The organism is Monashia sp. HAY1-2A (assembly GCF_056755315.1).
The window spans coordinates 1-6,900 of sequence record NZ_JBNDHY010000201.1 but is presented as its reverse complement, the minus strand read 5'-3'; the positions used below and the strand labels follow the sequence as shown (position 1 = coordinate 6,900).

The window sequence follows — 6,900 nt, the reverse complement described above, 5'->3', positions numbered from 1 at the left end:
GCCTGGAGGTCGTCGCGGGACTTGCTCGTGACGCGCAGCTCGTCGCCCTGGACCTGGCTCTTGACGCCCTTGGGGCCCTCGTCGCGGATCAGCTTGTTGATCTTCTTGGCGTTCTCCTGGGAGATGCCCTCCTTGAGCGGGGCGTCGAGGTGGTACTCCTTGCCCGAGACGCGCGGGCCGGCCTCCGGCAGGTCGAGGTGCTTGAGGCTGACCTTGCGCTTGACCAGATGCGTCTGGACGACGTCGAGGACCGCCTTGCAACGCTCCTCGGTGCTCGCCCTCATCTTGATGACCTCACCGGCCAGCTCGACCGACGCGCCGACGTTCTTGAAGTCGTAGCGCTGGGAGATCTCCTTGCTCGCGCTGTTGACCGCGTTCGCGACCTCCTGCTTGTCGTACTTGCTGACGATGTCGAACGAGGAGTCGGCCATCGGTGTGGCTCCTTCGGGTAGGCGTGGGAGTCGGTTCGCGGGGGATGCGCGGGGGAGGGAGGCGGCCCGGCCGAGCGTCGGCCACGGTGCTCCCAAGGGTCCATTGTGGTGCCTGCGAACCCGATTCGGCGCACGCCCCATTCCTTGCTATCCTTCCGAGCGCACGAGGCAGGTTGTCCGAGCGGCCAATGGAAGCGGACTGTAAATCCGTCGCGAAAGCTACGAAGGTTCGAATCCTTCACCTGCCACCCAGTGCTCAGAAGGGCCTTTGACCAGCGGAAACGCCGGTCGGAGGCCCTTCCGCTGTGGTAGGGCACGTCCCGGCTCCGGCCCAGGGACTCGGTCCAGTACACCAGCCGGGCAGTGATCGAGGCCGAGCAGCGGCTCCTCGACGCCGGCCGGGCGGTCGACGCGGCCACCGTCGACCCGAACGTGGCGGCCGGTGTCGCCGCGCAAGAACTGCCGGGTCGCGACCATCCGCTCTCGGCGGAGCAGTCCGACGCCGTGCGCCGCATCACGACCTGCGGGCGCAGCCTGGATGTCCTGGTCGGGCCGGCCGGCACGGGCAAGTCGACGACCATGGCCGGGGTCCGCGCCGTCTGGGAAACGCAGTTCGGGCCGGGCTCGGTGGTCGGGCTGGCCCCGTCCGCGGCCGCCGCGGAGGTGCTCGCCGACGCCGTCGGTGTCCCACCGAGAACACGACCAAATGGCTCACCGAGGCAAGACCTGACTGAGGTCCGGGACGAGCTGAAGCTTGAGGCGGTCGCGCGCGGATGGGAAGTCGACTGACGGTGAGTGAGCCTCCCGCAGGGGACGGGCGATGACGTTGTACGCGATGCGCGCTCGCCCCCACGCGACGGATCGGCGGTCGTGCTCACTCCGATGGCGCGATGTGGCGGCTACGTCATCCTGCTGCGGTCTCGGACGCGGGCGCGTTGCCGCCCTGCGGCGCCGTCTCGGTCATGATCCGGATGATTTGGGCGCAGTCGGCGTCCGACGGCATGCCCCAGAGAGGGTCGTAGTCGTAGACCTCGTGCAGCGGCGTCGAGGCTGTGCGTCCGTCGAGAATCTCCACGGCGCTGGTGCTGATAAGTCCCGGGTGCTCCACGCCGCAGGCCTCGGCCACCTTCAGGAGGTCCCTGCGCAGCGTCTTGATGTAGTTCGCTGCACGCACGGACTTGACCCCCGGGTCGAGACCGCGGGCGAGCCAGGGGCTCTGCGTGGCGACACCGGTGGGGCAGCCGTCGGTGTGGCATCGCTGCGCCTGGATGCACCCGATGGAGAGCATCGCCTCCCGAGCGACGTTGACCATGTCGCAGCCGAGGGCGAAGGCGATGACGGCATTGTCCGGCAGGCCGAGCTTTCCGCCACCGATGAACGTCACCTGTTTGTGCAGCCCCCGCTCCGCGAACATCCGGTACACCCTGGCGAACCCCACCTGGAACGGCAGCGAGACGCTATCGGTAAAGATCAGCGGCGCTGCGCCCGTCCCGCCCTCTCCTCCGTCGATCGTGACGAAGTCGACCCCACGGTCGGTCCGCGCCATGAGGCCGGTCAGCTCTTCCCAGAACACCAGATCACCGACCGCGGACTTGATGCCGACCGGAAGACCCGTCTCGGTCGCCAACATCTCGACCCAGTCGAGGAGGCTGTCAGTGTCGGAGAACTCCGCGTGCCGCGAGGGACTGACGCAGTCCACGCCGACCGGGACACCCCGCGTGGCGGCGATCTCGGGTGAGACCTTGGCAGCGGGCAGCAGCCCGCCCAGACCCGGCTTGGCTCCCTGGCTCAGCTTGATCTCGATGGCTCGCACCGGTGCGCTCACGAGGACCTCCTTGAGCCGGTCGAGGTCGAAGCGGCCGCCCTCATCACGGCACCCGAAGTACGCGGTGCCGATCTGGAAGATCAGTTCTCCTCCCTTGCGGTGATAGGGAGAGAGGCCGCCCTCTCCTGTGTTCTGCAGGCAGCCGGCGAGCGCCGCACCACGGTTGAGCGCCTCCACCGCAGGCCCGGAGAGCGAGCCGAAGCTCATCGCCGAGATGTTGACCACCGACGCGGGGCGGAAGGCGTGCCGCCGGCCTCTGGGGCCGCCGAGGACTTTGGCCGAGGGGAGGCTCACCTCCTGGCCCGCCGCCGGGCCTGACGCCGGCACAGCCCGTCCGAAGGTGCGGTGGTTGATGACGGGGTAGCCGGCCGTGAACTCCAGGTCGTTGTCGGTACCGAAGCCGAAGTAGTTGTTCTGCTTCTTGGCCGAGGCGTAGACCCACCGTCGCTGGTCGCGGGTGAACGGTCGCTCCTCGTTGTTGCCCGCCACGAGGTACTGGCGCAGCTCGGGGCCGATGGCCTCAAGGAGGTAGCGCGCATGCCCGACGACGGGGAAGTTGCGCAACAAAGAGTGCTCGCGTTGGAGAAGGTCGCGCGCCGCGAGGGCTGTCAGGGCAGACGCGGCGGCCGCACCGACGTACCCGGCTTTGGGGACGAGTCGCATAGGGTCCACTATGCGCTGGGCTGCTGCAGCGGTGCCATGGCTGGACGGTCCCCGGGCGGCGCCGTCCGACGCGGGACAATCGGCCGGGTCGAACCGCCGGCGCGACAAGCCTGTCGGTGGCCAGGCCCGGGTCCACCACGCGCAGGCGTGCGTCCACCCGGCGCACCACGTCCGCGAGCTCGGCTGCCGGCGTGTCCTTCACGACGAGGCCCGGCGCCCCAGCCCGGAGCGCCCTCCGGAGGAATCCCGGTCGGCCGAACGTCGTGACGATGAGCACCGCGCGCGATCACCTTTCGATCATGCCGGTGGTAGGCGGCCTCGGCCATCCGCGTCACTTCGCCGCGTGCGCCTCACGCCGGAGAGTCTCACGCCGAAGACAGCCGGACTCGGGCGGGCCTCTCAGGGACATCGCTCACGAGTCATGATTCGACGATCCGTTCGGCGATGGCTGGCAGATCTGCCTTGGCGATCACGCGAGTCTGACCCTCTAGCGGCCAGGACGAACTGAACTGTGAAGACCGCCAAGAGAGGCAGGCGCGACCGAAGGGCAGATCATGCGCCAACGCGGAGTTCGGCTGGCGCCGGACCCGTACTCTCGCGAACGACGAGTTCCGGCTCAAACATGATCTCGCCGGTCCGAATCTCCCTGCCGGCGATCTGCGAGGTGAGCAACCCGACGGCCGCTCGCGCCATCGTCTCGACGGGCTGGCGAATGGTTGTCACAGGTGGGTCTATCAGGGACATGAACAGGGAATCATCGAAGCCCACGACCGACACATCCTGCGGGACCCGGAGATCTAGCTTTCGTGCCGCCTTGATTGCTCCGAGGGCCATCACGTCGCTGCCACAGATGATTCCGGTTACGCCCGAATGGATGAGGTGCGTCGCGGCGGTCATCCCTCCCTCCAGACTGTAGAGCGTGCGATCGATCAGTCCGGTGATGCCGGTACCGCGCTTGAGGAAGTCGTTGAAGGCGTCCTCTTTTCGGGCTCCCGGTACATGTTCTTGGTCTCCGATCGCGAGACCGATCCGTGTGTGCCCGAGATGCACGAGGTGCCGCGCGGCCAAGATGACCGCTTCGTGGTCGTCGGTGGAGACGCAAGGGAGCGCGAGTTCGGACGCAAGCCCGTCAATGACGACCACAGGGAGCCGACGCTTGGCCAGCTCTGTGTAGTGGGAGTGGTCGAGACCGTTCACGGCGTGCAGACCGCAGACGAAGACCAGGCCGGACACCTGACGTCCCAAGAGCGTTCGGACGTACTCGGCTTCTGACGGGCCGCCTGACTCCACGACTCCCGTGAACGGAACGTAGCCACGCTGCGTCAGCTGTCCACCGATCGCCGTGGCGAAGGCGGAGAATATGGGGTTTTCGAACTGCGGCATCACGATCCCGACGATGCGATCGCCCTGGGCCTTGAGCCGGTTCGGACGCTCGTAGCCAAGGACGTCGACAGCCGTCAGAACCGCGACGCGGGTGCTCTCCGCTACCCCTTCCCGGCCGTTCAGTACGCGGCTGATCGTCGACTCACTCAGCCCGGTGTACGTCGCAATCTCGCTCAAGGCGTTGCTCACGAGGCCGATCCTAAGGCCAAGTAGTCGGTCTGCCCACACACTCCGCCGTGAACTTGCGAGGTTCTGACCCCATGTTGGCGCACGCAAGGCCGGGAGCACGCCGCAGCTCGTAGGTGATTTGCGCTGGATGACGGTATGAGGCCAACGATGTGACCGAAACTTGCAAAGAACTGATGGACAGCCCGCCATCTCTCGCCTAGAGTCTGCAGTCAGACGCCGAGCGCCGATGAAGTCGCCACCAGCCCGTGTGATGACCGCGCCGACGTCGGCGCAAAATCACTCCGAGGAAGGACCCCCATGAAGATGAACCGGCTCGCGGTGGCCGTGGTCGCTACCGCTGCTGCGGTTTCTGGGCTCGGCGCATGCGCGAGCTCCGACACCCCCACGAGTGGCAGCGCCAGTGGTGCGCCGGGCAGTGTCAAGATCGACCTGTGGACTCCCCAGGCGGGCTCGCCCAAGGTCGAGGTCCAGAACATGCAGAACATGCTGGACGCGTTCACGAAGGCGAACCCCGAGTACTCGTTCAACTACAAGAAGTACCCGTTCGACGGGTATGCGACCTCAGTTCGTGGTGCCGCGGCGGCTAACAAGCTTCCGTGCATGCTCGCGGTCGATGCCCCGAACGCCCCGAGTTGGGCCTGGTCCAAGTGGTTGACGCCACTGCAGTTGCCCACCTCAGTAACAGATCCGCTCATCCCTGGAGCGAAGGGCACCTGGCAGGACAAGATCTACTCGGTCGGCTACTGGGACGCGGGGCTGGCGATGTTCGCGCGGAAGTCGGTCCTTGATCAACACAAGATCCGCATTCCCACCCTGGACCACCCATGGTCCAAGGATGAATTCGCGGCCGCGTTGGCGACCCTCAGAAGCGACACCAAGTTCAAGTACCCGCTCAGCCTGGGCAGCGCCGATATCTACTCCGGCACCCCGTTCCTGTGGAGCTTCGGGGGAGACCTGATCGATCGCAGCAACTACCAGAAGTCCGAGGGGGTGCTCAATGGTCCGCAATCGGTCGCGTATGGCCATTGGCTTCAGGACCTCGTGTCCCAGAAGTACATCAGCACGGCGGCGACCGATGGCAATCCGTTCGAGAAGGGCGACATTGCCCTCTACTGGGATGGCAACTGGGACGCTCAGAGCAGCGTCGCGAAGTACGGCTCGGACATGCTGTTCCTTCCGCCGCCGGATCTCGGCCAGGGGCCTGTGGTGGGTGCGGGCAGCTTCGGGTACGGAACCTCCTCGTCATGTTCAACTGCGCAACGCGAAGGGGTCAACAAGTTCCTGGCGTTCTCGCTGGCTACGGACAATCTGGTGAAGATCAGCAACACCCAGCTGGTGATCCCGGCGACCGCCGCCGCAGCCGCACGATCCGAGAACTACGGCCCGAGTGGCCAGTTCAAGACCTTTGCCGACCTCGAGGCCAACCACGCCAAGACTCGGCCGGCCACGCCAGCGTTCCCGGTGATCGCCGACACGTTCAACAAGGCCTCCAAGGACATCCTGGCCGGGGCAGACGTGCAGTCGACACTCGATCAGGCCGCGAAGGCCATCGACGCGGACATCGCTCAGAACGACGGGTACGCCCCCCAGGGGTGACGGTTCTCGGCGGTCGGGAGCAACGCCAGAACGTGTTCCCGACCGCCCCGCGCAATTGAGAGGTACCCATGAAAACCCAACCGCATGTCGCGGAAACCGCTGAGCGCATCCGGTCCAGGCCCGCGTCGCGAGGTGCCAAGGGGCACCCCATGCGAATGTCAAGTTCCCGCCGTCGTGAGGGACTCATCGCCTGGGCGATGTCCGCGCCGGCTCTCGTCCTGCTCTGCCTCTTTCTCGTCCTGCCGACGCTTCTGGCATTTGCCCTGGGCTTCACGAACGCACGGCTCGTTTCGCCGCTGTCGCCGCGCTTCGTCGGATTGAACAACTTCATCCATGCGTTCACCGATGACCCCGTGTTCTTCAGGTCCCTGGGCAACACCTTCTACTTCGCTTTTGTCGTCGTGCCCGTGCATTCAGCCCTCTCCCTGATCTTGGCGCTCCTCGTCAACAGACAGCTGCGCGGCCGGATGATCTTCCGCACGCTCTACTTCCTGCCCGTCGTGACCTCGATCGTCGCCGTGTCAGTCCTCTGGCGATTCCTCTACCAGCGCGACGGTCTAGTCAACAGCTTTCTTTCAACAATGAGCGGGTCCGCTGTACAAGGAAGCGCTTGGCTGGACAACCCCGGCACGGCCATGCCGGCCATCATGCTCATGTCCATATGGTCGGCCGTCGGTTTTCATATGGTTGTGTGGCTTGCTGGCCTCCAGACTATCTCTCAGGATCTTTACGAGGCCGCAAGCATCGACGGTGCCAGCACCTGGCAGAAGTTCTGGAACGTGACCTGGCCGGGGTTGCGGCCCACACTGGTAG

6 protein-coding genes, 1 tRNA gene and 1 pseudogene are annotated in these 6,900 nt (G+C 65.9%); 4 read left to right on the top strand and 4 right to left on the bottom strand.

Going from position 1 to position 6,900, the window contains the following annotated elements:
• Positions 1-431, bottom strand: a 431-nt coding sequence (locus tag ACPYOM_RS20130; protein ID WP_481347305.1) for a YajQ family cyclic di-GMP-binding protein, incomplete at its 3' end; no start/stop codon positions are given.
• A 167-nt stretch (positions 432-598) separates the two neighbouring features.
• On the opposite strand from ACPYOM_RS20130, the gene ACPYOM_RS20125 reads away from it, so the two are divergent.
• Positions 599-679: transfer RNA gene (locus ACPYOM_RS20125), tRNA-Tyr, on the top strand.
• 115 nt (positions 680-794) lie between these two features.
• On the top strand, positions 795-1,220 hold the full coding sequence (locus tag ACPYOM_RS20120) for an AAA family ATPase (RefSeq protein WP_481347304.1): 426 nt from the start codon (positions 795-797) through the stop codon (positions 1,218-1,220).
• Positions 1,221-1,335: 115 nt separating this feature from the next.
• Here the strand turns inward: ACPYOM_RS20120 and ACPYOM_RS20115 are convergent, their stop codons facing one another.
• From ACPYOM_RS20115 to ACPYOM_RS20105, 3 genes and pseudogenes are all read right to left on the bottom strand, one after another.
• Positions 1,336-2,919, bottom strand: coding sequence for an FMN-binding glutamate synthase family protein (locus tag ACPYOM_RS20115; protein WP_481347303.1), 1,584 nt, complete (start codon positions 2,917-2,919; stop codon positions 1,336-1,338).
• Positions 2,920-3,022: 103 nt separating this feature from the next.
• Positions 3,023-3,196: pseudogene (locus tag ACPYOM_RS20110) on the bottom strand (response regulator); the annotation flags it as partial.
• A gap of 275 nt (positions 3,197-3,471) precedes the next feature.
• The gene (locus tag ACPYOM_RS20105; RefSeq protein ID WP_481347302.1) at positions 3,472-4,491 is read right to left on the bottom strand and encodes a LacI family DNA-binding transcriptional regulator; all 1,020 of its coding nucleotides are present in this window, start codon (positions 4,489-4,491) and stop codon (positions 3,472-3,474) included.
• Positions 4,492-4,788: 297 nt separating this feature from the next.
• Between ACPYOM_RS20105 and ACPYOM_RS20100 the strand changes: the two genes are divergently transcribed.
• Together ACPYOM_RS20100 and ACPYOM_RS20095 are read left to right on the top strand one after the other, a co-directional pair.
• The gene (locus ACPYOM_RS20100; protein ID WP_481347301.1) at positions 4,789-6,087 is read left to right on the top strand and encodes an ABC transporter substrate-binding protein; all 1,299 of its coding nucleotides are present in this window, start codon (positions 4,789-4,791) and stop codon (positions 6,085-6,087) included.
• Between the two features lie 155 nt (positions 6,088-6,242).
• Positions 6,243-6,900 (top strand): carbohydrate ABC transporter permease (locus ACPYOM_RS20095; protein ID WP_481347300.1); only part of this gene is annotated, 658 nt, incomplete at its 3' end.